This window comes from Nonomuraea sp. NPDC005650 (genome assembly GCF_040605375.1).
Taxonomy (GTDB): Bacteria; Actinomycetota; Actinomycetes; order Streptosporangiales; family Streptosporangiaceae; genus Nonomuraea.
Genome location: NZ_JBEXCR010000034.1, coordinates 86,914 through 113,249 on the forward strand (window position 1 = coordinate 86,914; position 26,336 = coordinate 113,249).

General features: G+C 67.6%; 25 protein-coding genes. 15 read left to right on the top strand and 10 right to left on the bottom strand.

The window, feature by feature from the left end:
• Positions 1-6: 6 nt before the first annotated feature.
• Positions 7-1,989, top strand: coding sequence for a dehydrogenase E1 component subunit alpha/beta (locus ABZS69_RS45145; RefSeq protein WP_355384055.1), 1,983 nt, complete (start codon positions 7-9; stop codon positions 1,987-1,989).
• Between the two features lie 28 nt (positions 1,990-2,017).
• Here ABZS69_RS45145 and ABZS69_RS45150 read toward each other — a convergent pair whose 3' ends face one another.
• Together ABZS69_RS45150 and ABZS69_RS45155 are read right to left on the bottom strand one after the other, a co-directional pair.
• Complete coding sequence (locus ABZS69_RS45150; RefSeq protein WP_355384058.1) at positions 2,018-2,719, bottom strand: TetR/AcrR family transcriptional regulator; 702 nt, start codon at positions 2,717-2,719, stop codon at positions 2,018-2,020.
• Between the two features lie 329 nt (positions 2,720-3,048).
• Positions 3,049-4,692, bottom strand: a complete 1,644-nt coding sequence (locus ABZS69_RS45155; protein WP_355384061.1) for an NAD(P)/FAD-dependent oxidoreductase — start codon at positions 4,690-4,692, stop codon at positions 3,049-3,051.
• Positions 4,693-5,374: 682 nt separating this feature from the next.
• Between ABZS69_RS45155 and ABZS69_RS45160 the strand changes: the two genes are divergently transcribed.
• From ABZS69_RS45160 to ABZS69_RS45190, 7 genes are all read left to right on the top strand, one after another.
• Positions 5,375-6,328 carry an ABC transporter permease gene (locus tag ABZS69_RS45160; RefSeq protein ID WP_355384064.1) on the top strand — a complete coding sequence of 318 codons (954 nt, stop codon included), beginning with the start codon at positions 5,375-5,377 and terminating at the stop codon, positions 6,326-6,328.
• Positions 6,325-7,218, top strand: a complete 894-nt coding sequence (locus ABZS69_RS45165; RefSeq protein WP_355384067.1) for an ABC transporter permease — start codon at positions 6,325-6,327, stop codon at positions 7,216-7,218. Before ABZS69_RS45160 ends, ABZS69_RS45165 begins: the two co-directional genes overlap by 4 nt.
• Positions 7,219-7,270: 52 nt before the next feature.
• A complete protein-coding gene (locus ABZS69_RS45170) occupies positions 7,271-8,842 on the top strand; it encodes an ABC transporter substrate-binding protein (protein ID WP_355384070.1) in 1,572 nt (523 codons plus the stop codon).
• Positions 8,843-8,908: 66 nt separating this feature from the next.
• Positions 8,909-9,922 (top strand): ABC transporter ATP-binding protein, encoded by a 1,014-nt coding sequence (locus tag ABZS69_RS45175; RefSeq protein WP_355384073.1) that lies wholly within the window; start codon positions 8,909-8,911, stop codon positions 9,920-9,922.
• Positions 9,912-10,895: an ABC transporter ATP-binding protein gene (locus ABZS69_RS45180; protein WP_355384076.1), complete on the top strand. Its 984-nt coding sequence runs from the start codon at positions 9,912-9,914 to the stop codon at positions 10,893-10,895. Before ABZS69_RS45175 ends, ABZS69_RS45180 begins: the two co-directional genes overlap by 11 nt.
• A 33-nt stretch (positions 10,896-10,928) precedes the next feature.
• A complete protein-coding gene (locus ABZS69_RS45185; protein ID WP_355384079.1) occupies positions 10,929-11,123 on the top strand; it encodes a ferredoxin in 195 nt (64 codons plus the stop codon).
• A 20-nt stretch (positions 11,124-11,143) separates the two neighbouring features.
• Positions 11,144-12,388 carry a cytochrome P450 gene (locus tag ABZS69_RS45190; RefSeq protein WP_355384082.1) on the top strand — a complete coding sequence of 415 codons (1,245 nt, stop codon included), beginning with the start codon at positions 11,144-11,146 and terminating at the stop codon, positions 12,386-12,388.
• A 46-nt stretch (positions 12,389-12,434) separates the two neighbouring features.
• On the opposite strand, the gene ABZS69_RS45195 is transcribed toward ABZS69_RS45190, so the two are convergent.
• A complete protein-coding gene (locus ABZS69_RS45195; protein ID WP_355384085.1) occupies positions 12,435-12,833 on the bottom strand; it encodes a nuclear transport factor 2 family protein in 399 nt (132 codons plus the stop codon).
• A 42-nt stretch (positions 12,834-12,875) separates the two neighbouring features.
• Positions 12,876-13,274, bottom strand: coding sequence for a nuclear transport factor 2 family protein (locus ABZS69_RS45200; protein WP_355384088.1), 399 nt, complete (start codon positions 13,272-13,274; stop codon positions 12,876-12,878).
• A gap of 220 nt (positions 13,275-13,494) precedes the next feature.
• On the opposite strand from ABZS69_RS45200, the gene ABZS69_RS45205 reads away from it, so the two are divergent.
• Entirely contained in the window at positions 13,495-14,541 is a 1,047-nt protein-coding gene (locus ABZS69_RS45205; protein ID WP_355384091.1) for a cyclase family protein, read from the top strand.
• Positions 14,542-14,700: 159 nt separating this feature from the next.
• Positions 14,701-15,453, top strand: a complete 753-nt coding sequence (locus ABZS69_RS45210) for an SDR family NAD(P)-dependent oxidoreductase (RefSeq protein ID WP_355384094.1) — start codon at positions 14,701-14,703, stop codon at positions 15,451-15,453.
• Positions 15,454-15,576: 123 nt separating this feature from the next.
• Here ABZS69_RS45210 and ABZS69_RS45215 read toward each other — a convergent pair whose 3' ends face one another.
• Complete coding sequence (locus ABZS69_RS45215) at positions 15,577-15,951, bottom strand: hypothetical protein (RefSeq protein ID WP_355384097.1); 375 nt, start codon at positions 15,949-15,951, stop codon at positions 15,577-15,579.
• Between the two features lie 349 nt (positions 15,952-16,300).
• On the opposite strand from ABZS69_RS45215, the gene ABZS69_RS45220 reads away from it, so the two are divergent.
• From ABZS69_RS45220 to ABZS69_RS45235, 4 genes are all read left to right on the top strand, one after another.
• Positions 16,301-17,482: a histidine kinase gene (locus ABZS69_RS45220; RefSeq protein ID WP_355384100.1), complete on the top strand. Its 1,182-nt coding sequence runs from the start codon at positions 16,301-16,303 to the stop codon at positions 17,480-17,482.
• Entirely contained in the window at positions 17,470-18,114 is a 645-nt protein-coding gene (locus ABZS69_RS45225) for a response regulator transcription factor (RefSeq protein ID WP_355384103.1), read from the top strand. Before ABZS69_RS45220 ends, ABZS69_RS45225 begins: the two co-directional genes overlap by 13 nt.
• 281 nt (positions 18,115-18,395) lie before the next feature.
• Complete coding sequence (locus ABZS69_RS45230; protein ID WP_355384106.1) at positions 18,396-18,764, top strand: FAD/NAD(P)-binding oxidoreductase; 369 nt, start codon at positions 18,396-18,398, stop codon at positions 18,762-18,764.
• Entirely contained in the window at positions 18,718-18,858 is a 141-nt protein-coding gene (locus tag ABZS69_RS45235) for a ferredoxin (protein ID WP_355384109.1), read from the top strand. Before ABZS69_RS45230 ends, ABZS69_RS45235 begins: the two co-directional genes overlap by 47 nt.
• 461 nt (positions 18,859-19,319) lie before the next feature.
• Here ABZS69_RS45235 and ABZS69_RS45240 read toward each other — a convergent pair whose 3' ends face one another.
• From ABZS69_RS45240 to ABZS69_RS45260, 5 genes are all read right to left on the bottom strand, one after another.
• A complete protein-coding gene (locus tag ABZS69_RS45240; protein ID WP_355384112.1) occupies positions 19,320-19,916 on the bottom strand; it encodes an SDR family oxidoreductase in 597 nt (198 codons plus the stop codon).
• 11 nt (positions 19,917-19,927) lie between these two features.
• Positions 19,928-21,310 carry a HAMP domain-containing sensor histidine kinase gene (locus ABZS69_RS45245; protein ID WP_355384115.1) on the bottom strand — a complete coding sequence of 461 codons (1,383 nt, stop codon included), beginning with the start codon at positions 21,308-21,310 and terminating at the stop codon, positions 19,928-19,930.
• A 168-nt stretch (positions 21,311-21,478) separates the two neighbouring features.
• Positions 21,479-21,778 carry a hypothetical protein gene (locus tag ABZS69_RS45250; protein WP_355384118.1) on the bottom strand — a complete coding sequence of 100 codons (300 nt, stop codon included), beginning with the start codon at positions 21,776-21,778 and terminating at the stop codon, positions 21,479-21,481.
• 723 nt (positions 21,779-22,501) lie between these two features.
• Positions 22,502-23,509, bottom strand: coding sequence for an LLM class flavin-dependent oxidoreductase (locus tag ABZS69_RS45255; RefSeq protein WP_355384121.1), 1,008 nt, complete (start codon positions 23,507-23,509; stop codon positions 22,502-22,504).
• A 50-nt stretch (positions 23,510-23,559) separates the two neighbouring features.
• The gene (locus ABZS69_RS45260; protein WP_355384124.1) at positions 23,560-24,333 is read right to left on the bottom strand and encodes an enoyl-CoA hydratase/isomerase family protein; all 774 of its coding nucleotides are present in this window, start codon (positions 24,331-24,333) and stop codon (positions 23,560-23,562) included.
• Positions 24,334-24,835: 502 nt separating this feature from the next.
• Here ABZS69_RS45260 and ABZS69_RS45265 point away from each other — a divergent pair.
• The gene (locus tag ABZS69_RS45265) at positions 24,836-26,332 is read left to right on the top strand and encodes an FCD domain-containing protein (RefSeq protein ID WP_355384127.1); all 1,497 of its coding nucleotides are present in this window, start codon (positions 24,836-24,838) and stop codon (positions 26,330-26,332) included.
• The last annotated feature ends 4 nt before the right edge of the window (positions 26,333-26,336 follow it).

Sequence of the window (26,336 nt, forward strand, 5' to 3'; positions counted from 1 at the left end):
CGACACATGACCCAGACCGAACTGAGCACCCCCCGGCTCCGGCCCGCCGCCGAGCTGCTGGAGATGTACCGCCGAATGCGGCGGATCAGGAGATTCGAGGAGCGAGCCGCCGAACTGTACCGGGCGTCGGAGGTACCCGGGTTCCTGCACCTGTCGATCGGGCAGGAGGCGAGCGCCGTCGGCGCGTGCTGGCCACTGTCTTCAGACGACGTGGTGACCTCGACGCATCGCGGCCACGGGCACTGCCTGGCCAAAGGGCTGGACACCCAGGGGATGTTCGCCGAGCTCATGGGCCGCGCCACCGGAACGTGCCACGGGCGTGGCGGCTCGATGCACATCGCCGACCCGGAGCACGGGATCTTCGGCGCGAACGGCATCGTCGGCGCCGGCCTGCCCATCGCCGTGGGCGCCGCCACCGCCTCCAGGCTCCGCGGTACCCACGGGGTCGTGGTGGCGTTCTTCGGAGACGGCGCGGTAGCCCAGGGAATGTTCCACGAGGCAGTGAACCTGGCCGCCGTCGAGAACCTCCCAGTGATCTTCCTGTGCGAGAACAACCACTACGCCGAGTTCTCCAGCGCGGCCGACCAGCACCGCGCGCCGCTGTCGGCCCGCGCGGCCGGCTACGGCATCGGATACGAGCACGTGGACGGCAACGACGTCGTGGCCGTGGCCGACCTGATGACCGCGATCGTCGGGCGGATCCGCCGCGGAGCGGGGCCGGTCCTGGTAGAGGCCGAGACCTACCGCTGGCACGGCCACTACGAGGGCGACCCTGAACGCTACCGCTCCGCCGAGGAGGTCGCCGGCTGGAAGGAGCGTGACCCGCTGCTGGTGCTGCGCCGACGCCTGGCCCCGGAGGATCTCCACGCCGCGGACGCCGTCGACGCCGAGATCGAGGCGGAGATCGCCGCCGCAGTCGAGGCCGCCAGGCGCGCACCGGCACCCGCACCCGAGACCCTGTTCCACTACGTCTCCGAGGTCCGGCCCTCCGTTCCCGAGCCCGCCCCGCCCACCGGCGAGGTCTTCCGCACCATGGATGCGGTACGCCTCGCGCTGGAGCACGAGCTGGCCGCCGATCCGGACGTCTTCGTCGCCGGCATCGACGTCGGAGCGGGCGGGAACGTGTTCGGGCTGACCAGAGGGCTGGCCGATCGCTTCCCCGGCCGGGTCAGGGACATGCCGATCTCTGAAACGGCGATCGTGGGGACCGCCGTCGGCGCCGCCATGGCGGGGATGCGCCCAGTGGTCGAGATCATGTACATGGACTTCATCGGCGCCTGCTTCGACCAGTTGCTCAATCAGGCCGCCAAGCTGCGTTTCATGACCGGCGGCCGGGCAAGCCTGCCGCTGGTGGTCCGGACCCAGTTCGGCGCCGGAAAGTCGTCGGGCAGCCAGCACTCGCAGAGCCTGGAGGCCCTCCTGGCCCACATCCCGGGCCTCACCGTGGTCATGCCCTCGACCCCCGCTGACACCTATGGCCTGCTCCGCGCCGCGATCCGCGACCCCAACCCGGTGGTGTTCGTGGAGAACCGGCTGCAGTACGGGCGCAAGGGGCCACGCCCGCCGGCGGACCACCTCGTGCCGATCGGGAAGGCGAAGGTCGTCCGTGAGGGCCGGGACCTCACACTGGTCTCGTATTCACGGATGCTGCACGACTGCCTCGCCGCCGCCGAGACGGTCTCGGCCGAGGGCATCGAGGTCGAGGTCATCGACCTGCGTACGATCGCCCCGCTGGACCGCGAGACCGTGCTGGCCTCGCTGGCCAAGACCAACCGGCTGGTGATCGCGCACGAGGCCGTCAGGGACTTCGGGGTCGGGGCCGAACTGGTGGCGATGGCCGCCAACGAGGGGTTCTGGCATCTCGACGCGCCGGTCGTCCGGGTGGCTCCGCCGCCGATGCCCGCCCCGTACACGCCTGAGTTGGAACGCCTCTGGCTGCCGGATCACGACGCCATCGTGCGGACGCTTCGGCAGGTTGCGTCGGTCTGACGCGGCGCGGCCGACGGTGACGGCCCGGTCAGGAGCCGGCGCTGTCGGCCGCGTCGAGCGGATCCAAGATGATCTCCGGGTGTTCCTCGCGGTACCGCCGGACGCGCTCCTCGAAGTCGGCGGCCTGATGAGATGGCGCGCCGAAACCGGCGAACAGCGTCGCGCAGTATTCACGGGACAGAAAAGACGGGTCCCATTCGCCGTCCGGCCGGATCCATTGATAGGTGTGATTGTGCATGTTGAGAAATTGCAGCATGGCCAGCCGGGGATGCATCTCTCGAAACGTGCCCGCATCCATCGCCTCGGACAGCAGATTGGCGATGATTCCCTCGAATTCGCCACGCTGCCGCAACAGCCGCGCCCGGTTGCCGTCGCTCAGCATCCGATAATCGTGCTCATACACCCAGATATATTCCAGGCGGCGCACGATGATCGAGAGAAGCGCCTCGGAAAGAAGGCGCAACCGCAGCACAGGGTCCTCGTCCAGGCGGGCGATCCGGCGGGCCGTGTCAAGCAACGGCCTCATCACCCTCGACTGGATCTCGACCAGCAGGTCCTCTTTTGAGCCGATGTAGTAATACAACGCGCTCTTGGTGAGCCCGGCCGACTCGCCGATCTCGTTGATCCCCGTGGCCGCGTATCCCTTTCGCGCGAACAGCTGGGCAGCACGTTCAACGATCTCTTGGCGCTTGGTCTCGTAACCCGGTCCATGGCCCGGAGGCCGAGGCATCGCACTCCCCGTTGTTCGGCGCGGCGGGACGCTTCTTACCCCCGCTCGACGAGATATCGTACCAATCCTGAGGCTCTCCGTGAGCGACTGCCCTGGGTCGAGAGCGCTCGAGAATCGCCACGTTTCCGCGCCGGCCGCACGCCGATGCCGTCAGCGAATACGCGACCGGCAGGCGTCCGCCGGTTCCCCGGACACGTTTTCGCGCGCCCGCCGTCGCCGGTCACCACTGCTCCCGCGCAGCGCCTCCGGTCCAGGTGACCGCGAGGGCGACGGCGGCGCCACCGACACCAGTGGCGCGCCGATGTCCTTGGGGCGTGCCGGCGGAGCGCTCACGCACTCGACTTGACCAGCTTGAACATCGAGTACTCCGTTTTCACGGCCTCGGCGATGAGCTCGTGCAGCTTCCACCGCCCGGCCGGGTTCAGGAGCTGCCGGACCGGCTTTCCGGGGATGTTGGATCCGTAGAAGTAGCTGCTCTTCAAGAAGGACGATTGCGTGCTGGAGTTCATCGCCCCCGTCCACTCGTCCTCGGCGGCGCCGTCCACTTCGATGACGCCGTAGCCATGGTCGCGGGCGTAGACCAGCAGATCCGTGATGAAATCCACCTGATCGCCGGAATACCGTGGGTTGTTGCCGGCGGCGCCATGCGGGCCGCCAGGGAAGAAGAAGTTCGGGAACGCTGCCGTCACGACCCCGAGGTAGGTGAGCGGCCCCTCGCTCCAGTGCTCCTTGAGCGCGAGCCCCCCACGGCCTTGGACGCCCATGCGATTGAGCGCGCCGGTTCCGAAGTCGTAGCCGGTCGCCCAGATGACGATGTCGAACTCACGCAGCCCGTCGGCCGTCTCGATCCCCGTTTCGGTGATACGGGTGATCGGCCTCTCGTTGAGGTCGACGAGCGAGACGTTGGAATTGTTGAAGGCCTCGAAGTAGCCGGTCACGAAGGGTGGCCGCCGTCCACCGTAGCCATGGCCCTTGGGGATCAGCTTCTCCGCCGTCACGGGATCTTTGACGATGCCACGAATCTTCCCGGCCATGAACTCGCACCACTCAGCGTTGATCTCGGGATCGGTGGTCATGTCGAGATACGTCTGGCTGAGCTTCCTGAAGCCAGGGCTGTTCCACAGTTTCTCGTAGAACTCCCGCCGCTGCTCCTTCGTCTCGTCGGCGCCCTTCCGGGTGGGCAGCTCATGCAGGAAACCGCTCGGTGACGTGTTCAGCGTCTCGCGAATGGCCTCGAAGTCGGCCTTGAGGTCGGCCTGCTCCACCGGTGTGATCGGCGCGTTGTTGAGCGGCGTACACCAGTCGGCCACCTGCTGATAAACGGTCAACGACGCGACCTGATCGGCGATCGCGGGAACGATCTGCACGCCACTGGACCCGGTGCCGATCTGCGCGACGCGCTTGCCGGTGAAATCGATCGGCGTCTTCGGCCAGCGCCCCGTGTGATGTTGCTCGCCGCGGAAGCTCTCGCGCCCCGGTATCCCAGGGATGAACGGGATCGAGAGAACGCCGGTCGCAGCGATCAGGAAACGCGCCCGGTACAGGAATCCGTCGTTGGACGTGACGGCCCACCTGCCGGCAGCTTCGTCGTACACCGCCGAGGTCACCGTGCTGTTGAAGACCATGTGGCGTCGGAGATCGAACCGGTCGGCCACGTGGTTGAAGTAACGCTCGATCTCCGGCTGACCGGCGAACTGCTCCGACCACTCCCACTCCTCCCACAGCTCCTTGGAGAACAGGTAACCGTAGGTGTAGCTCTCGGAGTCGAAGCGCGCCTCGGGATAGCGATTCCAGTACCAGGTGCCGCCCACGCCGTCGCCTGCCTCGAGCAGCTTCACCGAGAAGCCCGCCGCACGGGCGCGGTACAGCTGATAGATGCCGGTGACGCCCGCGCCGACGACCAGAACGTCGATGTCTCCCGCTCCGTCTGCCCGCTCCGCCGCCGTTTCCGCTGCCCTCGACGATTCGGTCATGTGCCCTCCATGTCATACGGGGCGCTCAGTAGTGAGCATCACAATAGCTTCGACCGATCGGTCGAATGCTAGGCAAGCTTGAGAGTAGGCGACTCGGCAAGTGTTCATCAACCGTCATGTGCCTGCGAAATGCGGCGATCTACCAGCGAGCCGCACCAGTGCCCTCCAGGCGGCGATCGCACCCGCCTTGCCTCACCCCGATCTATCGGTCTCCTCACTTTCCTTCATGGACGCTTGTTTGTATCGATCGATTGGTCTAATGTCGGCGTTTGTGATACCCGCCACACCCCTCCGTACGGGAGTTATGAGGTGAGGATGTTGCGGTGCTCGGGTGGCGAACATGCAGATCACAAACCCCTTTAGGACCGAGATGGCTCGTGCCGGGTCAGTGTGACGGCCGGACCCGCCCACCCAGCAGACTGCGGCCGTCACCGGGGTGATCCCCTGGCGAAGACCGCTCCACGTGCCCGTACGCCATACCTTGACCGATCGGTACGGCATGAACGTCAGCGCCGCGGTGAACGCGCAAAGGGCGACCCGCAGAACCGACGCCTCGTCGCCCGGTATCGCAGCCAGGACATGGTCACCGGCGTTCCCGCCCGGAAGCCGTGCCGGCCGGTCGCACGCCTGATCATTCCTCCCTCTCTCGCATCGACTTGGAAAGGGTCTGAGGCGAACTCTCGTGATACTCAACATTTCAAGACGCGTCGGACGCGCCCTGCTCGTGATCTTCCTGGTCACGGTGGCCGCGGTGGCGCTCCTCGGCGTCGCCCCGGGCTCGGTGGCGACGGTGATCCTGGGTGAGAACGCCACTCCCGAGGCGGTTGCCGAGCTGAACGCCCGGCTCGGGCTGGACCAGCCGTTGTGGCGTCAGTACACCGACTGGATCGGCGCCGTGGCGCACGGGGACTTCGGCACGTCGCCGATCACCGGTGTGGGGGTCACGGAGGCGATCCTCGATCGGATGCCGGTCACCCTGCAGATCGCGGTGATGGCCCTGGCCATCGCGCTGGTCCTTTCCATCCTCCTCGCGGTCGTGTCGGCCGCGACACAGGGAAGCCTGCTCGACCGTGGCATCAGCGCGCTTTCCTCGGCGTTCCTCTCCATCCCGGCTTTCGTCGCCGGCCCCGTCCTCATCTACTTCCTCGCGTTGCAGGTCGACTCGTTCCCCGTCTCGGGCTGGTCGCACATCGAGGACGGTCTGTGGGAGAGCATCCGCAGCGCGATGCTGCCCGCCATCGCCATCGCTCTCACCGAGATCGCCGCCTTCCACCGGATCCTGCGGGCCGACCTGATCGGCACGCTGAGCGAGGACTACGTGGAGGCGGCCCGGGCAAAGGGGATGAGCCGGGCCTACGTCCTGTTCCGGCACGCTCTGCGGCCGTCGTCGTTCTCCCTGGTCACGGTCGCCGGCATCAACCTGGGCCGGCTGATCGGCGGCACGGTCGTCGTCGAGACCCTCTTCGGTCTCCCCGGGCTCGGCCAGCTGGTCGCCTCCTCCATCACGCTCCGCGACGTGATCACAGTCCAAGGGATCGTGGCGTTCGTCGCGATCGTCTACGTCGGCGTCAACATGCTCGTCGACGTCAGCTACGGCCTCCTCGACCCGCGGGTACGAAAGGCGGTTCGCGTATGACCGCCACCGCCACGTCCCACGACGCCGTCGTGCCGCCGCGGGTGGCACAGGCGCCTGTCGTACCTGCCTACAAGAAACGGCGCTCCGTCATCGTCTGGGCGTCGTACGCCTGGCTCTTCCTGATCATCGCCCTGGCAGCGATCGTGAGCCTCCTTCCCCTCGCCGACTACACGGTCCCGGTGGGCACCTCGCGGCTCACACCGCAATTCGGCTCGCCCGACCTGCTCTTCGGCACCGACAATCTCGGCAGGTCCATCCTCTCGCGCAGCCTGTACGGTGCGCGTGTCTCCATGGTGGTGGGAGTCGTGGCCGGGCTCACCGGCTGCCTCATCGGGATGGTTCTGGGGCTGTTGGCCGGCTACCTCGGCGGTCGGACGGACTGGTTCATCTCGTTCCTGGCAGACGCGATGCTCGCATTCCCGCCGCTGATCCTGTTGCTGGCGCTCGCCTCGATCCTGATACCGAGCGTGACCACGATCCTCATCGGCCTGAGTCTCGTGACGGTCCCGACGTTCATCCGGCTGGCGCGGGCGAACACGATCGCGTGGGCCTCGCGTGAGTTCGTGCGCGCCGCGAAGAACATGGGGGCCGGCAACGCCAGGATCCTGACCAAGGAGATCCTGCCCAACCTGCTGCCCGGCATCGGCGCCTATCTGCCGATCGTCGTCGCGGCGCTGATCGTCGCGGAAGGATCGCTGAGCTTCCTCGGGCTGGGAATCCCATCCCCGACGCCGAGCTGGGGCGGCATGATCAACGACGGCAAGGACGCCATCGCCACGTCACCGCACATCGTGTTCATCCCGGCGGCGGTCATCTTCTTCACCGTCTTCTCCCTCAACCAGGTCGGAGACCACCTCCGGACGCGGTTCGACCGCGCGACCCAGCGGTGAGCCCGATCGACTCTCATGGCCCTCCCCCGACGATGACTGAAGGTGAACAGCGATGTTCGGTAAGCATGCCCGGGCAGGCGCAGCGGCCGCCCTCGCCGTATTCGCACTGGCCGCCTGTGGCGGCGCGAACGTGAGCAATCGGCCGTCGTCCGGTGCGGGACCGACCGGCCGGCCGGTGACCGGAGGCGTCGGCCGCGTGATCGAGTCGGCGGAACCACGCAGTCTGGATCCGGCGCTGCTGGCGAACTCCTGGGCGAACTCGACAACCGTCGGCAACGCGCTGTACGGGCAACTGATGATCAACGACCCGCAGACCCAGAAGATCGAGTACAGGATCGCCGAAAGCTTCTCCACCGACGATGGCGGGAAAACGCACACGCTCACTCTGCGCAAGGGCGTCCTCTTCTCCGACGGGACGCCGCTGACCGCCGAGGCAGTGGCCTTCAGCTGGGAACGGATCAAGGACCCGAAGCTCAGCTCCCCCGACCTGCCTCAAGCCTCCTTGATCAGATCCACCAAGATCGTCGACGACAGCACCCTGGTCGTGACCTTGACCGAGCCGGTGCCCAACTTCGCGTTCGCGATCGTCACGACCTCGCTGAACTGGATCGGCAAGCCGGACGTCCTCAAGCAGGGCCGGCAAGCCGTCGATTCCCAGCCGATCGGCGCAGGACCGTTCGTATTGGAGAAGTGGGCGCGGCAGGACCGGATCGTCATGGTGCGCAACAAGCGCTACTGGGACGCTCCGCGGCCCTACCTGGACCGCCTGGAGGTCAGGGGGATGCCCGACAAGGCCCAGCGTTACAACAACACGACCAGCGGAGCCGCCGACGTGGTCGTCGAGGGTGACTCCGACAACCTGAAGAAGGCGTCGCAAAGCGGACGCCAGACGGGTGTGGTCCCTCTCGGTGGCGGCATCGCTCTGGTGCTCAACAACTCCAAGCCCCCGTTCGACGACCCGCGGGCGCGTAAGGCTCTGTCCATGGCGATCGACCCGCAGGGGATCAATGACGCCATCTACAACGGAACGGCTCAGGTTCCCGCCACGCTGTTCCCCGAAGGCTCACCTTTCTACCGGAACATCCCGCTGCAGCAGCGGAACCCTGCCGAGGCGCAGAAGCTTTTCGACCAACTCGCCGCCGCCGGGAAGGCACTGTCGTTCACCTACACCGCGATCAGTCCCGCGACTCGCCAGCTTGGTGAGACCCTCCAGACCCAGCTGAGCACCTTCAAGAACGTCAAGGTCGGCGTCGAGGTGCTCGACCCTTCGGAGTCCGGCGTGCGCACGGTGACCGGCGACTTCGAAGCGATCAGCAGTTCGGTGATCTTCGGCGACCCCGAGCCGCGCCTGTGGTTCGGGGTCCACAGCGAATCCCGTGGCAACTTCAGCCGGGTGAAGGACTCCGCTATGAGCGTGGCGCTGGAGAAGGGCCGAACGGCGCAGTCCGCGCAGGAGCGCGCCGCCGCCTACGAGATCGTCCAGCGGCGGTTGGTCGAGCTCACGCCGGTGATCTTCTACGCGCGGGCCGAGCCCGGCTTCATGGCGAACGCCAACGTGGGCGGCGTCAAGCAGTACGGCTTGGGCTCGCTGCTTCCTGATCAGCTCTGGATCCAGGCGAAGTGAGGCGGCCGTGGTCACGAACGACGGATCAGACGGCGGTCGCGTCCGCCATGAAAGGCCGCGAGGACGATGACTGACGATCCTCTGCTGCAGGTGCGGGATCTGCACGCGCACATCGGCTCGCCACGGGGCGTGGTGCGTGCGGTCGACGGTGTGTCCTTCGAGGTGAGAAAGGGTCAGGCGCTCGGCGTCGTCGGAGAGTCCGGCTCCGGCAAGTCGGTGATGGCGCGGTCCATCATGGGCCTCATGCCGGCTCGCTCCGCGCATTCCGGAGAGGTGTGCTTCCAAGGCAGGGACCTCCTGGCGCTGAACCACAAACAGTCGCAGGAGGTCTGGGGCAAGCAGATCGCGATGGTCTTCCAGGACCCCGGACGCTCGCTCAACCCGGTCGTGCGCGTCGAGCGCCAGCTGACAGAGGGCATGCGGCGGCATCTCGGCGTATCCCGAATCGAGGCCCGAGACCGGGCGCTCGGTCTGCTCAAGGAGGTCGGTGTCCCCGACCCTGAACGTCGGCTGCGGAGCTACCCGCATGAGCTGTCCGGCGGCATGCGCCAGCGGGTGATGATCGCCATCGCGCTGGCATGCGAGCCGGACCTGCTGATCGCGGACGAGCCCACGACCGCCCTGGACGTGACGATCCAGCGGCAGGTCCTGGACCTGCTGCGCAAGGTCCAGCTTGAACGCGACATGGCGCTGATGCTGATCAGCCACGATCTCGCCGTGGTGGCCGGCCGTACGGACCGGGTCGCGGTCATGTACGCCGGCAAGATGGCCGAGATCGGCGCCACGCGCCAGGTGTTCGAGGCGCCCCGGCACCGGTACACCCATGCACTGCTCGGGGCCACGCCGACGATCGACCATGAGCGCCACACGCCGTTGCGCCTGATCCCGGGCTCGCTTCCGGCGCCCACGGATCCTCCCGCCGGATGTCGCTTCGCGGCGCGGTGCGACTACGCCGAAGCGGCGTGCACCGACCCCGGTCCTGCCATGAAGGCGGTGGGGCAGGACCACCAGGTGGCGTGCGTGAACCCGGCGCGTAGCGGCGCCGCCGACTCCAAGGACAGTGATCTCGTTGGCCGGTAGTGGAAGCGCTCACCTCAGGAGCGACGAGGAGACCCTGCTCACGGTCGAGGGCCTTGTGGTCGTCCACCACACCGGAGGCGGGTCTTTCAAAGCGGTCGCGGGCATCAGTTTCGATCTCGCCCGAGGAGAGACCCTCGGCATCGTCGGCGAGTCCGGCTGCGGCAAGTCCACCACGGCGCGGGCCGTACTCCGCCTGGACCCGATCGCCGCTGGACGGATCCGCTACGGCGAGGAGCAGATCAACCACGTGCCGGAGAAGCGCATGCGGGAGCTGCGCCGGGAGATGCAGATGATCTTCCAGGACCCGGTGGCGTCGCTCAATCCCCGCCGCCCGGTGAAGGACCTCGTCGTGGAAGGGCTGGCGATCGCCGGCGCGCCGGCGAAGCAACAAGCCGAGAAGTCCGCCGCGATGCTCGCGGAAGTGGGACTCGGCAACGATCGTTTCGCCGGCATGTACCCGCGTCAACTGTCCGGCGGCCAGGCTCAGCGGGTGGCGATCGGCCGGGCGCTCGCGCTCGACCCGCGCCTGCTGATCTGCGATGAGCCGGTGTCGGCCCTCGACGTCTCGGTGCAGGCACAGATCTTGAACCTGCTGGAAAGGCTCAAGAAGGAGTTCGACCTCACGATCGTCTTCATCGCCCACGACCTGGGCGTGGTGCGAACGATCAGTGACAACGTCCTGGTGATGTATCTCGGCAAGATGTGTGAGTTCGGCGACTCCGTCGAGGTCTACGACAAGCCGGCGCACCCGTACACGCGGGCGCTGCTGGATTCGGTGCCACTGACGGACCCGGACAAGGGCTTCGCCGGACCGGCGCTCGCCGGAGACATCGCCTCGCCGTTGCGGCCTCCCGAGGGCTGCCGGTTCAAGTCACGCTGCCCGATCGCCCAGAACATCTGCGGCGTCGAGGAGCCGACCGTGCGCGAGGTGCGGCCTGGCCAGTACGCCGCCTGCCACTTCCCCCTGAACTGATGCCGATCTACCGGAAGCTTCGGAGGCAACCCCATGAAAGTTGTCATTGACCAGGACAAATGCGTTGCGGCCGGGCAATGCGTGACGGCGGCGTCGGCGGTGTTCGACCAGCGTGACGAGGACGGCATCGTCGTGCTGCTGAACGGGTCCCCACCGGCCGAGCAGTCCGAGGCCGTCCGCGAAGCGGCGGCGATCTGTCCCGCCCTCGCCATCCATATCGAAGACTGATCACCCAGCGGAGGAACGCCATGGCCGACACGACAACCGGCGCGGCAGACAGCGCCGAGCAACTCCCCGAGTTCCCGACACCCCGAGACGCCACCTGCCCGTTCGCGCCGCCGCCAGACCTGCTCAAACTGCATGATGCGGGCAAGCCGGTCGTACGCGTCCAGACGTGGGACGGCAGCACCCCGTGGCTCGTCCTCAGCCACGCCACCCAGCGGAAGATCTTGGTCGACCCCCGGCTGAGCGCGAACATCGGCGCGCCCGGTTACCCGCACACCACCAAGGCCATGAAAGAGCACGCGAGCCACATGCAGCCGTCGATCAACAACACCGACGGTGCCGAGCACGCCCGATGGCGCCGGATGCTGACCAGTTCGTTCACCCGCAACCGGATGGAGAAGCTGCGGCCAGCCATCCAGGCCATCACCGACGACCTGATCGACAAGATGCTGGCGGGTCCCAACCCGGCCGACCTGAACGAGGCGCTGGCACTGCCACTGCCGTCGCTGATGATCTGCGAGCTGCTGGGCGTGCCCTATGAGGACCACGTGTTCTTCCAGGAGCATGCGGGCGCGACCAACGCCCGGTACAAGACCGCCGAGGAATCGGCCGCAACGGCTGCCGCGCTGCGTTCCTACATCTCCGGCCTGATCGTGAAGAAGATGGACGCCCCGGCCGACGACGTACTGTCGGACCTCGGTGAACGTGTGAAGGCGGGCGATCTGACCCTCGGGGAAGCGGCGCCCTTGGGCCACATCCTGCTCGTCGCCGGCCACGACACCAGCGCGAACATGATCACGCTGGCCACCGCGCTGCTGCTGCGGAACCCGGACCAGCTCGCGATCCTGCGTGAGGCGTCCGACGACCCGAAGGTGGTGGCCAACGTCGTCGAAGAGCTGCTGCGCTACCTCACCATCCCGCACCTCCTCGCGCGGCGGGTCGCCGTCGAGGACATCGAGATCGACGGCGAGACCATCCGGGCGGGCGAGGGCGTCATCGCGTCTTTGCCGGCGGCCAACTGGGATCCGCAGGCGTTCCCCGAGCCCGAACGGCTCGATCTCACCCGCCCGGCAACGCACCACCACGCCTTCGGCTGGGGCCCCCACCAATGCGTCGGACAGCAGCTCGCGCGCATCGAGCTGCAGGTCGTCTTCAGCACCCTCTTCAGGCGGGCGCCGACGTTGCGGCTCGCCGTCGGCTTCGAAGAGCTCAAGTTCAAGGAGGACTCGCAGGCCTACGGCATCTACGAGCTCCCTGTCGCCTGGTGACCAGGAAGCGCCCGGTCGGTCCCCCCGCCGACCGGGCGCAGCCTCCTTACGGCAGGAAGGTCGTGACTCTTCGCTGGAACCGCCATGCGCCACCGTGCCGGTGCAAGGTGTCGTCGTAGCGCCCGACGAGCTGCACGGCCCAACCCGGCTCACCGCGGTGGAAGAACGCCAGGTTGCTGGTCGCCGTCGCCTCGTCCTCGGTCCACGAGGTGATGACGGTGTTGGCCACCAGGTGCAGCTGCGGCGCCGTCGGCACCCAGCCGGAATAGCCCGCCCGGATGTCGTCGTGGCCTTCGAACGTGCCGGCGCCGGCGATTTCGGCGACGCCGTCGGGGCAGAACAGCTCAACGAGATCGTCGATGTGGCCGGCGTCCAGCGCATGTGCGTAGGCGGCGATGGCCGCGTGGACTCCCGCCGCGACCGATGCCTCGATGGATGGGTTCATCTCTCTCCAAGTTCGACTGGCAGTCCGTTCGGAACGGGGACGCTATGGCTGGTAGGTCGTACTCCTCCGGGCCAGCCGCCATGTGCCGTCCTGGCGGCGCATGGTGTCGACGTAGCGCCCGATGACCTGCACCGCCCAGCCGGACTCCCCGCGCTGGAGGAAGGCGACGTCACTCACGGCCGTCGCCTCGTCCTCGGTCCAGGAGTTGAGGACGGTGTTGGCCACCAGATGGAGCTGCGGCTTCGTCGGCGCCCATCCTTTGAACGCCTCGCGGAGCGCGTCGTGGCCTTCGATCGGCGCGGCGCCGGGCAGCTCGAGAACTCCGTCGGGCGTGTACAACGCGACGACGTCGTCGGTGCGGCCGGCGTCCTGTGCCTGGGTGTGCGCGCCGATCACGGCACGCACACCCAGCGCGACCAACGCCTCCATGGGCTCGCTCATCGTGTCTCCAGGATTCGGAGGGGTCGCCGCTCGGAGGCGACGACACGCCTATGTTTCGACCAACCAGTCTAATATTGCCTTCGCAGCAATGGGAATAGCTGCTCAATGGCCTGTCAATGAAGCGTGAACAGGTTTTATCTATTGACCGATCAGTACAACCGTCCATAGCATGCGAACGTCGTCAAGGTGGAATTGCCGCCAGGAACGAGAAGGAGTGACCATGACGAAGCGGTGGGAGCAGCGTCCGCCAGGCTCGACGTGGGGCGATTGGGGCGAGGACGATGAGCTGGGGCGCATCAACCTGATCACTCCCCAGAAGGTCCTGGAGGGAGTGCGTGAGGTCGAGCACGGGATCAGCTTCAGCCTGAGCCTGCCCCTCGACTATCCCGGCGGAACGGCGCTCAACCAGCGGCGATACCCGCCGATCCTCAAGCCGACCGAGGATCTGCAGCACAAGCAGGACACCTTCTACAACGTGATCGCGCGTGAGTCGATCAACCCCGACTACATCGACCTGTGGGCCGATGACGTGGTGACCCTATGGCTGCAGTACTCCACGCAGTGGGACTCACTGTCCCATCAGGGCGCCGAGTTCGACGCCGACGGCGACGGGATCGACGAGCCGGTCTACTACAACGGATTCCGGCCTGGCCACGACGTCGTCGGACCGCAGGAGGACGCCAAGGGAGACGGCAGCGGGAGCCTCAGCTTCGCCCGCCACCTCGGTCTGGAGCACATGGCGGCGCATGGGGTTCAGGGCCGGGGCGTGCTCGTCGACCTGGCGCACCACCTGGGCACCGACTGGAAGCCGGTGAACCTGAAGACGCTTCAGGAGATCATGGCCGCGGACAACGTGGTCGTCGAGCCCGGCGACATGCTCCTCCTGCACACCGGCTTCGCCACCCAGGTCCTCGCCTGGGGGCGCAACCCGGACCCTGTTGCGATCCACACCACGGCCTCCTACCTGGACGCCGAGGATCCGGCGTTGCTGGACTGGATCGCCGATTCGCAGATCTCGGCGCTGGTGGCGGACAACTACGCGGTCGAAGGGGTGGGCGTCGACACCCGCGAGGGCAGGCGAACGCTGCTTCCGATCCACCATCTGTGCCTGTTCAAGCTCGGTGTTCCGCTCGGCGAGCTGTGGTACCTGCACGAGCTCGCGGCCTGGCTCCGTGAGCACAACCGCAGCCGATTCCTGCTCACGGCTCCCCCGCTACGCCTGCCGGGAACCCAGGGCAGCCCGCTCACCCCGGTCGCAACCGTCTGACCGGAGGCGACGACACACCACAGGCCGCTGCTCCCGTCCGGCGAGGTCCGATGTCGCGCTCTCCCCCGCTGAGCCGGTTCCGAAGGGAACCAACGAAATCCGGCAGCTGATGATCGCCCGAGAGCTGAGTCCCCCGTACAGATGGAGAGTGAGATACGAATGCCGACGGTCCATGCCGCCGTGTCGGGGCGGCGAGTGGTGATCACGGGCGCCGGGCGCGGCCTGGGACGTGTCCTCGCTGCCGCCTTCGATGCGGCGGGGGCGCAGGTGGGACTGGTGGCGCGCTCCGAGGCAGCTCTGAAAGAGGTGGCCGGCTCCCTCCGCGGCGACCCCCTCGTGTGCGCGGGAGATGTGCGTGACGCCGCGTTCAACGAGTCCGTCGCTGCCGGCATGCTGGAACGCTTCGGCGGTGTGGACGCGTGGATCTGCAACGCCGGGGTGTCGCCGGAGATCTCGGCAGTCACGGAGACGACGCCCGACGTCTGGCGGGAGATCGTCGATGTGAACCTGACCGGGACGTTCCTCGGGGCGCGGGCGGGGGCGGCGGTGATGAAGGCCGGTGGCCGCATCATCGTGACAGGCTCGGTGCTGGGCGACCGGCCGCGGGCCGGGCTGGCCGCGTACTCGGCCTCCAAGGGCGGCGCGCACTCCCTGGTAAAGGCCCTTGCACAGGAGCTCGGGCCGCAGGGCATCACCGTCAACGCGGTGGCACTGGGATGGTTCGACACCGGGCTGGGCGCCCACTGGCGCCGCGACACGGAACGCGACAACGACATCGTGTCGCACACGGCGCTGCGACGTTGGGGCACGCCCGCCGACCTTCCCGGCATCTATCTCTTCCTGGCCTCCGAGTCATCCGCCTATGTGACCGGAACGACGATCACGGTCGACGGCGGATATTCGCTGCTCTGACGGGGTGCCCTCCCGAGCGCGACCCCGCACCGTACGTTGCGCGGTATCAAGGGCGGGACTCCAGGTCGTCGCGGTCGCACGGACCGGACGACGCCGGATCTGCCCCTGACCGCGTACCCGTTCCTACGGCTTCTTCCTGATGAAGAAGCACTCCACCTCGGATCGCCGGTAGCTGAGGCCGCTCTCGACGAGTTTGCGCACGCACAGAAGCTGAAGCCTGGTGAGCTTGGGCCGGCCGCAGAGTGTCACGCTCGAATACGTGCGGCATCTGAGCGTGGGCCTCTTGACTCCGGCAGTGCCGCTGTTCCCGGCCTTCACCCAGCAGTGCTTGCGGGCGGGGGCGGTCTTCGCCCCGATGTGCCCGCACTGGTCGATGAGGATCTGCTGCGGCTTCCTGCCGGTCGACTCCAGGGCGGTATGGCTCGTCGCGTGTCCGGCCCCAGCGGTCGTGAGCACGGTCGTCGCGGCGAGCGCCGCGACGCAGATGATCCTTTTCATAACTCTCCTCATTTCGAGATGCGTTGAGACATCGCCCGATTCGGGCGCCAGCCGGCCCGATAGATCGCCAAGGCGACCCGCCGATGGGTCCATGTCGTCGCTCGTCGTCCACCGGATGCTCCCCCGCCCCGCCTGTGTGGGACGGGGGTGAAAATTGGTGGCAACTGCGTGATCGTTTCGTCGTACCGGCGGGGCATGGGCTGGTGGTCAGCTTTCGCAATCAACCCTGCCGTCCCCCGTGCTGTCGCCGCGATGGGCTGCTCCCCCGAACCCATGGTGTAGCCCGCTACACCCCGGGAGTGGCATCGGCCCCCTGGAGGCACTCAGAAGTGCGTTTATGCTGGTCAGCATGCGTGCAACGGTGGGGCAAGCGGCCCGGGCGACGCTTCAGCTTGCGCTGAGCGCGTGGCTGGCCTTCGCCTCATACCTCTTCGTCACCGTGCTGTTGTTCACCGCCGTCGCCACCCTGCTTCTGATCGGCGCCGCGACCTTGCCCGAGACGGTGCTGCTGGTGCGCAAGATAGCCGGCTGGAAACGGCAGCGGACCCAGGCGTGGACCGGGCAGACGATCCCAGAGGCATACCTGCCGATCGAGGGCCGGCTCCGCCAGCGGTTGCGCACGGTGATCCACGACCCCGGCACGTACACCGATCTCCGCTGGCTCGTCGCTCATTTCATCTACGGCCAACTGGTGTGGACCGCCGTACCGTTGTGGCTGGTGGGGCTGCCGATCGATGGGCTGTGGTGCGGCCTCATGGGCCGCAGAGCGGTCGTACTCCCGTTGATCGGCCGGCTGGCGGACCTCGACGCCGCATGGTCGACCACTCTGCTCAGGCCGTCGCCGAGAGTGCGGCTCACCGCACGCGTCGAGCAGCTGACGGCCACCCGGGCCGGCGCCGTTGCCGCGCACGGCGCCGAACTGCGTCGCATCGAGCGGGATCTGCACGACGGCGCCCAAGCCCGGCTGGTGTCGCTGTCCATGCGGCTCGGCCTGGCACAACGTGCTTGGGAGCACGACCCGCAGACCGCGCGCAAGCTCCTTGGCGAAGCACAGCATCAGGCCGAGACCGCCCTGGCGGAGCTGCGACAGGTGGTACGCGAGATCCATCCGCCGATCCTCACCGACCGCGGTCTCATCGGAGCGGTACGGGCCCTGGCCGCAAGCAGCGGCCTCGACGTCCGCGTCGGCGTCGACGGCATGAACGACGGAGTACGGGCACCGGCGGCCGTCGAGGCCGCCGCTTACTACGTCGTGGCCGAGGCGCTGACGAACGCCGCGAAGCACAGCGGATCCGACACCGCTGAGGTCCAGCTCGTTCGGGCCGAGAACGGCCTGAAAGTACTGGTACGGGACGAAGGCCGGGGCGGAGCCGAGGAGGTCACATCGGCGTCCTGCCTGGAGAACGGAGCGAGCAGGTCCGGGCTGCTCGGCATCCACCGACGAGTCGCCGCGCTCGACGGGATCTTCGCCGTCACCAGCCCTTCGGGCGGACCGACTCTGATCGAGGTGAAACTGCCTTGCGTGTGGTGATCGCCGAGGACAACGCCCTGCTGCGGGAGGGCCTTGTTCTCCTGCTCGCCAGTGGGGGACACGACGTCGTGGCCATCGCGGGCAGCGGGCCCGAAGTGCTTCCGGCTTTGCTTGCCCACCGCCCTGACGTCGCCGTGCTCGACGTCCGGATGCCGCCCGGCTTCCGCGACGAGGGCCTGCGGGCGGCGCTCGCGGCCCGCCAAGAGATTCCCGGGCTGCCGATACTTGTGCTCTCGCAGTATGTCGAGGAGTCTTACGCCGCCGAATTGCTGAGAGGAGACGCCAGCGGCGTCGGCTACCTGCTCAAGGACCGGGTGGGCCGGGTGGATGAATTCCTGGACGCGCTCGAACGGGTCGCGGCCGGCGGCACGGCACTCGACCCCGAAGTGGTGACCGAACTCCTCACCCGCCGCCCGGACTCGCCTCTGGACTCACTCACCCCGCGTGAACGGGAAGTTCTCGCCCTGATGGCCCAGGGGCTCGACAACACGACCATCGCATCGACCCTGGTCGTCACCGAGCGGGCGGTCAGCAAACACGTCGGCAACATCTTTCTCAAGCTGGGCTTGCCACCCAGCGACAGTGGGCACCGGCGGGTGCTGGCCGTGCTGACCTACTTGAACAACTCCTGAACGGCCGGCCCACGCCCCCGTATCGATCATCCTTGCCGCGCCGTAGTCACGACGTGCGCGTCCATCTCGCCCTTCCCGGGGCGCTCGTCTGGGTGTAGCCAGGTACACCCAGGATCCGGGGGCGCGCTCTCTCGAGCCGAAATGAGCCGGTCGGGATGCTGGTAGCACCAGATATCGCTGCCGGCCTGGTCCGGAACGCGGAACGGCCCTTCACCTGTGACGTCGGACAGGCCACCAAGCGTTACGCCGCCTCATACGTCGGCGGAGACAGGAGAGTGGACATGATCGATACCACTGGTGTCCTCGTGGTCGGTGCCTCGGCGGCCGGGCTTTCGACGGTGGAGGCGCTGCGGCGTCACGGCTACCGCGACAAGGTGACCGTGCTGGGAGCCGAACCGTGCCTGCCCTACGACCGTCCGCCACTGTCCAAGCAGATCCTCGCCGGCGCTTGGGAGCCGTACCGGACGCAACTGCGGTCCCCAGCCGCGCTTGCCGGCTTGGATGCCGAGTTCATTCTCGGTGATCCGGCGCGGAATCTGGATCTGGGGACGCATACCGTCTGCACGGATCAGGGCCGGGTCGTGCGTGCTCGCCGCCGCGGACGTGTTCGACCAGCGCGACGAGGACGGGCTCGTCGTCCTCGTCAATGACCGCCTGTCGGACCGGCACGCCGCCGACGTCCGGCGCGCCGCCGCAGTCTGCCCAGCACAGGCCATCGCCGTCGAAGACTCACCGAGCAGCTGATCAAGGCAGGAGCCATCCTGTCGGACCCACGCGTCAGCGCCGACGACAGACACCCGGGATTCCCGCACCAGAACGCGGCCAACGCCGGGATGGTGGATCACCGCGCGTTGACGATCTTCAACGCGGACGCGCCGGAACACAGCCGGTTCCGCCGCCTGATGACGTTCCCGTTCACCCTCAAGTGCGTCCAGGCGCTGCGCCCGGTGATCCAGCGGATCACCGACGAGCTGATCGACACGATGCTGGCCGGCCCCAATCCGGCGGATCTGGTGACCGCGCCGGCCCTGCCCCTGCCGTCGCTGATGATCAGCGAGATACTCGGCGTTCCCTACCGGGACCACGAGTTCTTCCAGCGCAACAGCGTCATCGCCGTCGATCGCAACGCCACGCCCCAAGAGAGCAGGCGGGCCGGCCGGCAACTGCGCGAGTACCTGGGCAAGCTCATCGAGACCCGAACCGACTCACCCGGCGAGGGTTGGGTCGCCGACATCGCCGAACGGGTCAAGGCCGGAGAAGTCACCTTGGCCGACGCCGCCCAAATGGGCGTGGTGCTGCTCATCGCCGGTCACGAGACCAGCGCCAACATGATCGCTCTCGGTACGCTCGCCCTGCTGCGCAACCCCGCACAGCTCGCCGTGTTCCGCGATGCCGGCGACCCGAAAGTGATCGCAGGGGGCGTCGAGGAGATGCTGCGCTACTTGTCGATCGCCCACCACGGCCTGCGCCGGGTCGCGTTGGAGGACATCGAGATCGGCGGCGAGCTGATCCGGGCCGGTGAGGGCATCGCCGTGGCCCTGGAAGGCCACCAAGTTGGCGACCTCCTCGGGGCGGGCGATCCGCTTCATCGGGTGGACGCTGATGAACTGCTGGTCGATCTCCTCCGGCGTCATCTGGCTCAGACCGGCCTCCAGCAACGGGGTCCTCATGGCGCCGGGGGCGACGGCGTTGACCGTAATGCCGTGCTCGGCGTGCTCCAGCCCAGAGTTCCGGGTCAGGCCGACCACGCCGTGTCGGTCGCCCCCGAAGAGGGCCAGAGGAACTCCAGGGCCGTCGTCCACACCTCACAGCGTCATGCAGTGGTGCTGGGCTGCTGGATGCTGTCGGGCGTCATGGCCGGTTGCCGCTCGTCGTCGGCCACCCGTTCCGCTCCGGAGGTCTGATCACCGTTGCGGTCCTGATCGCCGGTGAGCAGCGGCAGTTTCAGGACGAAACGGGATCCGCGCTCGGAGTCCTCCACCCTCAGGGTGCCCTGGTGGCCAACGGCGATGGCGCGGCTGATGGCCAATCCCAGACCACTCCCCTTCGGGTCGCGGCGGCGGCCGTCGGGAAGCCGGACGAAGGGGTCGAAGATGCGCTCGCGATCCTTGGGCGCGATGCCGTCGCCGTCGTCGGTCACGGTCACCACAACCTGCCCGTCGAGGCCTTCGGCGGTGATCTGGACACCTGTCCTGGCGTGCCGCTGGGCGTTGACCAGCAGATTGTTCACCACGCTCACCAGATGCGTGGGGTTGCCGAGGACGGTCAACCCGGCCGCCACGTGGCCGCGGATCGGCGGATCGCCGACCCGCGCTTTCACCTCCTTCCCTATCAGGGTGGTCAGGTCCACCGGCTCGAATTCGGCCGTGTGCATCCGCGAGTACTCCAGTAGCTCGTCGATGAGCGAATGCAGCCGCTCCGTCGTGGACAGGGCCGTGTGGATAGTCGTGCGCGGATCCACGTCCGAGTACAGCAGCGCCTCCTCCAACTGGGCACGCAGCCCGGCCACCGGGGTCTTCAACTCGTGGGCGATGACGGAGGTGTGGTGCCGCCTGCGCTCCATCGCGTTCTCCAGGCGCTCCAGCGTCTCGTTGAAGGTGCGGGCGAGCTGAGCGATCTCGTCATGCCCGGACGGTTGTGGCACGCGCAGACTCAGCTCACTGGTAGTGAGCTGAGCCATCTGGCTCCGGATGACTGTGACCGGGCGTAGCGTCCGGCCGACCACCGTCCAGGTCGACCAGGCAGCCATGGCGGTGGCCAGCAGGGCCACACCCAGCAGGACGAACTCCAGGTTGTGCCGGCTGAGGGTGGCCGGACTCTCCCGGGCCGCGTACACCACATGATTCTGACCAAGCCGCATCGCCACCAGCATCAAGCACGGATCCCCCGCCGCACAGTCGATGTGGTACTGGAAAGGGTCGTCGCTCGAAGGCCAGACCGTACTCAGCCGCGGCCTGGCCTCCGCCGCCTTGCTGGCCGCCACCACGTGCCCACGCTCATTGACGAGCTGGAGCAGGTTCACCGAGCCGACCGGGGTCGGCAGAAGCTTGCTCCCCAGCCGCGTCGTGGCCGCCCACTCGGCGGCCACCCGCTTCCCCTCCATGAACACGCGCGCCTCGACCTGGTCGCGGATCAGCAGATCAGCGACCAGACCGACCAGCGCAAACGCCACCAGAGTCAGCGCCGCCACAACCACCGTGAACCGTGCTCGGACGGAGTGCGGCCGCAACCGCGACAACAGACGCTTCCTCATCATGATTTCCCTCTCACTACTGTCCGACGATGCTCCGCCTCTGCCAGCGCCGGCCGCACCAGCGGACCCGGGACTGGTAATCGCACAGGGCGGGCCCTTCTCCCCCAGCCCCTACGCGCTGCGCCGCGAGGGTCCTCCGGTCAGCGACGACGCGGGATCCGCTTGTACGCGCTGCGGACCGGAACCGCTGAGCACCCGTCCGGCGTCCTGAATTTCCGGTGCCTGCTTGGCCCGCTGTCTGAGGCCCTGGGCAAGGAGGGCGACGCCTGCCTTGACCGAGACAAGGCCCATGCCGACGGTGACGGCGAAGCCAGGGGCGTCGTCGTAGACGAAGTGGATGACCGCGACGGCAACCAGGTTGAACAGGAACAGGAACCAGAGCACCGGCTTCATCGTGAGCAGGGCCTTCATGATGTCGTCCTCTCGCGCAGACGGGTGTGAGCTTCTGATGTTCACGATCCCGTTGACCGTCGACGGCCGCGAGGGAGTGCTCTCCCGGACCGATGGTGTAGCGGGCTACACCGACTCGCCGTTGCGCACGGGCCCGGTTCGCCGTCCAGCCGGACCGTCATAGCGCGAGAACCTGCGACAGGGCTGCAGGCACGACCCGCCGGCATCGGCCTGATGCCCGCACACGCGACGTATCCATTCGCGGACGCCCTCGGCCGGGGCCGTTCAGCTTGCGCTCCAGCCAGGCCACGAATGCGGGACGCCGGTCATTGATGAGCATCCCCATCTCGGCCATGACCTCGGTCACTCGCTCAGCGCCGAGGCCGGGTGCCGCGCCGATCGGGTTCCGCCCAACCCCTCCACCCGCATGGCCGCCCGGTAGCCCTGTTTCGCCCCCGCAGCTTGAGCTTGGTCGTGGTGGAGTCGCTACGGTTCATCGCCGGCAGCTTCACCACCACGACCAGCTGGCCGCTGTCGGTTACCGTGGCTTCCTTCGCGCTGGAGTGCACCCGGTCGGGCATCAGGCCGGCCGACGGCAGCTCCTCCAACCGCACGACAATGGCGCCGCGACCGGGGAGCGCTGAGGGACGGCTGTCCGGGCGGATGAGAAGCCACAGTCGGCGTAGGATTTCGCGCGGTAGAGGCCAGCGGTATATCGAGACCGTGCGGCACGGAAGTGAGCAGTCAGGACTCCACCCGTATGGCGTCGATCAGGGCAAGGCTTGCGCGGGCGTACGCGGTACGGCGCTTGGGGCTCACCAGGAAGCTCGGTGGAGCGAAGTAGCCGACGCTGCGCGGGAGCGAGCCGGCGCGGCGGGTGAGCATGTCCTTCGCGTCGGCGGTCGTCCCGCAGAGGGCGATCTCGGTCAACATCTCGTCGGTGACGGCCGCGGCCATCCCCTCGGTGTCGCCGGTACGGAACGCGGCGCGCAGTCGCGCAACGGGAGCATCCCAGCCGTGGTGGGCCACGAACGGGTCGTAAGTCTTGACCGTGAGATAGAAGGCGATCATGCGGCGAGCGTCAGCGATCGCGCGCTGAGGGGCGGCGTCGTCCACGGCGGTAATGATCCAGCCGTGTTCGGCGGGCGATGCGGCACGCGGTCTCTCGGCAACCCCCTTCTGCACGGCCGGGCGCACGATGTCGTTCCACCAGGAGCGGGTGAACAACCCATGCCCGATCACACCATCGGCAACGCGACCGGCCGTGGCGGCCATGCGCTTGTTGAATGCGGCGAGCAGCACCGGGATGTCCAGGCGCCCGAGCACCGGGGCGCGGACGTCGGCGTCGATCGAGTAGAACTCGCCGGAGTAGCGGATCTGCTCGCCGTTCTCCGCATGAAGCCATGCGCGAACAGCGTCGACGGTCTCGGCGATCCGGTCCACCGGCCGATCGGCCGGCACGCCGAGCCAGTCCCGGTTGACTCGGAACGCCGCCGAGCCCAGCCCGAGAAACAATCGGCCCGGCGCTCTGGCGTGCAACTGGCGCATCGCGGTGGCGTGGGCGTACGGAGTACGGGCGAACGCGTATGCGATGGCGGGCCCGACCAGCGCCCGCTCGGTGCTCGCGACCATCTCGCTGAGCGTCATGTACGCGTCGTGGTCGGCGAACTCCCCTGTGCAGAACGCGCTGACGCCGGCCTGTTCTGCCTCGCGGGCGACGTCGGCGCCGGACCATGGCATACCGAACCGCATGAAACCCTCCAAAAAGAGTACACTCTTTTATTGGGAAGGGTACTTGAGCGCTAGCGCAACGTCCACACACGCCGAGGCACCGCGGACCGGACCACCTCCGCCTTCCCAAGGGGATTGCCGAGCTGGGTATAGGACAGCCCGGTACGCAGTGCGTGGGTGCGGCCCGTGTCGAGCGACTCCCAGATGGCCCGGACAGTCCCCTGAATCGCAGCCGGCGGCTTGGCGGCGATCAACCGGGCGATCTCGTCAGCGCGATCCCACAGCCGCTCGCGAGGAAGCACCTCGCTGACCAACCCGATCTGCAGAGCACGCTCCGCGGACAGACGCTCGTCCAGCCCGAGGAGGGCGATGCGCAGGGTCTCGCCGAGCGGAATGCGCCGTGCGAGCCCGATCGGCTCGAGCGCAGCGGTGAGCCCATAGCTGACGTGGGGATCGAAGAACGTGGCGTCGTCTGAGCAGATGACGATGTCGGCTTCGTTGAGCCAGTAGAACGCGCCGCCGGCCGCCATCCCGTGCACCGCGCACACAAGCGGTTTCCACACCTGGTTGAGCTTGGGGGACAACCGCTCGCCCGGGTCCGACTGGCTCCAGATGTTGGCATGACGGTCGATGCCCTCCTTCACGTCGACACCGGTACAGAACGCGCGGTCGCCCGCGGCTCGCAGCACGAGGACGTGCACGTCGTCGTCGGCCTTCACCTCTCGCCAGATCGCCTCGAAGTCGTCCAGCATCGCTTGGTTGAAGCTGTTCATGACTTCCGGTCGGTTCAAGGTGATCGTCGCGACGTGGTCGGCCACATCGAACAGGACGGTCTTCAGCTCCATACGGCAACTCCGTCGGTGAGCACTGAGGAGGCGGGTCCCTTTCCGCCAGCGGCGGATTAGAGTATAACGAATTGTGCGGCCGAGGTCATTTCCCGATCTGAGGCACTTCGGTCTGTGGAGCCTCCGCGGTGGACAGGGCCGTGTGGACGGCCCCAGGGCGGGCCCGCATCCCGGTACGGCAGCGCCTTTCCCTTGCGTACGCAGGCCGGGCGCAGGGTCTTCGACTCGTGAGCGACGCCAGCGGAACCCGCCCGAGGAGGCCCGCCACCCTGACGCGAGCCGTCGAACCGCGTGCCCCGGCGATAATTCTCGTCTCGCGCTCCCAGGACCACGCCGAGCCCGGCACCGCGCGCGTTCAGCCCCGGTTTGCAGGAGCTCGGATTCTGAAGAATAGTAACCTGAAACTGGTCTGCCGAATCCTCAAGACGCACGTCACGCTCGCCGGCCCACAGTGAGCAATTAGACTGAGGATCCGCAACATCCCTCGTGAGGAGTTGGCCGCATGTCGACTGCTGTCGACGTCGAATTCGCCGACGGTGAGCGGAAACCGGGTGCCGCCGTCGAGGATGGCGCGCCGGTCGGCAAGCTTGCCGCGCAGGTCGCGCGGGGCATCGAGGCGGAGGTGATTCGCCGAGGCTGGCCTGTCGGCGAATCGCTCGGCTCCGAACTGGAGTTGCGTGAGCGTTTCCGGGTGAGCCGCTCCGTCCTTCGCGAGGCGATCCGGCTCGTCGAGCACCATCAGGTCGCCCGTATGCGCCGGGGCCCCAACGGCGGCCTGTTCGTCTCCGCCCCGGACGCGGGTCCCGCCACCCGGGCGATGGTGATCTACCTCGAGTACGTCGGCACCAGCGTCAGCGATCTGCTGCACGCTCGTCTCCTGCTCGAGCCGATCGCCGCCGGGTTGGCCGCCGACCGGATCACCGAGGACGGCGTCACCACCCTGCGCTCCATCCTGGAATCCGAGGCCGCGCACAGGGAGGAGCCGGGGATCCGGTCACAGGACCGGCTGCACCCCATTCTGGGCCAGTCGTCAGGCAATGCGGTCCTGCATCTGTTCATCGACGTCCTGACCCGGCTCACCGCACGGTACGCACGTACCTCCAGGAGGCTTTCGAAAGCGGACATACTCGCTGCGAAGGACACCTCGCACCAGGAGCATCGAGCCATCGTCGACGCTGTGATCGCCGGTGACGGCGCCTACGCGCAGACCACGTTGATCGCGCATCTGGAGGCGGTGGCCGACTGGATCGAGAGGCACCGGGTGCGCCGTGGACCGCAGATCACGGGCAACGTGATCGAGCCGGAAGTGGTCGAAGGCCCGGGAGCCAAGCTCGCCGAGGTGGTGGCCGCGCGGATCCACGACGATATCGCCGCCCGCGGCTGGCAGGTCGGCTTGTCTCTCGGTTCGGAGGCCGATCTGCTCGCTCGCTACCGGATCAGCCGGGCCGTGCTGCGCGAGGCCGTCCAGCTACTCGAATACCACTCGGTCGCCCGGATGCGTCGCGGTCCTGGGGGCGGGCTCATCATCGCCCGGCCCGAGCCGCAGGCCAGCGTCGACACGATGGCGCTCTTCCTCGAATACCAAGGCGTCACGGCTGAGGACCTGCGAATCGTCCGCAACGCGATCGAGCTCGGCATCATCGCCCAGGTGACCGCCCGGCACGCGGAAGGCGATGAGGAGGTGGCCCGGCGCCTGACGGCGGCCGTCCGGTGGGCCACGGAGGGCCCAGCCGATGATCCACGCAAGGCCGACCTGTTCCATTCCGAGCTGGCCCTCCTGGCCGGCAACCCTGTGCTGTCGCTGTTCCTGTCCATCATCACCGAGCTCTTCCGCCGGCACGCGTCCGGCCACGATCGCCCGCTGCCCGGCGACAGGGCCCTTGACGAGGTCCAGGACGTGCACCAGCGCATACTCAGCGCGATCCTCCAGAAAGACGCCGTCCTCGCCCGCCACCGGATGCGCCGCCACCTGGAGGCCCTCATTCCTTGGTGGCACTGATACG

Excerpts from the sequence above, each read along its gene's own strand:
- ABZS69_RS45145 (WP_355384055.1), top strand. The coding sequence starts at position 7 with ATGACCCAGACCGAACTGAGCACCCCCCGGCTCCGGCCCGCCGCCGAG.
- ABZS69_RS45150 (WP_355384058.1), bottom strand. The coding sequence starts at position 2,719 with ATGCCTCGGCCTCCGGGCCATGGACCGGGTTACGAGACCAAGCGCCAA.
- ABZS69_RS45155 (WP_355384061.1), bottom strand. The coding sequence starts at position 4,692 with ATGACCGAATCGTCGAGGGCAGCGGAAACGGCGGCGGAGCGGGCAGAC.
- ABZS69_RS45165 (WP_355384067.1), top strand. The coding sequence starts at position 6,325 with ATGACCGCCACCGCCACGTCCCACGACGCCGTCGTGCCGCCGCGGGTG.
- ABZS69_RS45170 (WP_355384070.1), top strand. The coding sequence starts at position 7,271 with ATGTTCGGTAAGCATGCCCGGGCAGGCGCAGCGGCCGCCCTCGCCGTA.
- ABZS69_RS45175 (WP_355384073.1), top strand. The coding sequence starts at position 8,909 with ATGACTGACGATCCTCTGCTGCAGGTGCGGGATCTGCACGCGCACATC.
- ABZS69_RS45185 (WP_355384079.1), top strand. The coding sequence starts at position 10,929 with ATGAAAGTTGTCATTGACCAGGACAAATGCGTTGCGGCCGGGCAATGC.
- ABZS69_RS45190 (WP_355384082.1), top strand. The coding sequence starts at position 11,144 with ATGGCCGACACGACAACCGGCGCGGCAGACAGCGCCGAGCAACTCCCC.
- ABZS69_RS45195 (WP_355384085.1), bottom strand. The coding sequence starts at position 12,833 with ATGAACCCATCCATCGAGGCATCGGTCGCGGCGGGAGTCCACGCGGCC.
- ABZS69_RS45200 (WP_355384088.1), bottom strand. The coding sequence starts at position 13,274 with ATGAGCGAGCCCATGGAGGCGTTGGTCGCGCTGGGTGTGCGTGCCGTG.
- ABZS69_RS45205 (WP_355384091.1), top strand. The coding sequence starts at position 13,495 with ATGACGAAGCGGTGGGAGCAGCGTCCGCCAGGCTCGACGTGGGGCGAT.
- ABZS69_RS45210 (WP_355384094.1), top strand. The coding sequence starts at position 14,701 with ATGCCGACGGTCCATGCCGCCGTGTCGGGGCGGCGAGTGGTGATCACG.
- ABZS69_RS45215 (WP_355384097.1), bottom strand. The coding sequence starts at position 15,951 with ATGAAAAGGATCATCTGCGTCGCGGCGCTCGCCGCGACGACCGTGCTC.
- ABZS69_RS45220 (WP_355384100.1), top strand. The coding sequence starts at position 16,301 with ATGCGTGCAACGGTGGGGCAAGCGGCCCGGGCGACGCTTCAGCTTGCG.
- ABZS69_RS45230 (WP_355384106.1), top strand. The coding sequence starts at position 18,396 with ATGATCGATACCACTGGTGTCCTCGTGGTCGGTGCCTCGGCGGCCGGG.
- ABZS69_RS45250 (WP_355384118.1), bottom strand. The coding sequence starts at position 21,778 with ATGAAGGCCCTGCTCACGATGAAGCCGGTGCTCTGGTTCCTGTTCCTG.
- ABZS69_RS45255 (WP_355384121.1), bottom strand. The coding sequence starts at position 23,509 with ATGCGGTTCGGTATGCCATGGTCCGGCGCCGACGTCGCCCGCGAGGCA.
- ABZS69_RS45260 (WP_355384124.1), bottom strand. The coding sequence starts at position 24,333 with ATGGAGCTGAAGACCGTCCTGTTCGATGTGGCCGACCACGTCGCGACG.
- ABZS69_RS45265 (WP_355384127.1), top strand. The coding sequence starts at position 24,836 with ATGTCGACTGCTGTCGACGTCGAATTCGCCGACGGTGAGCGGAAACCG.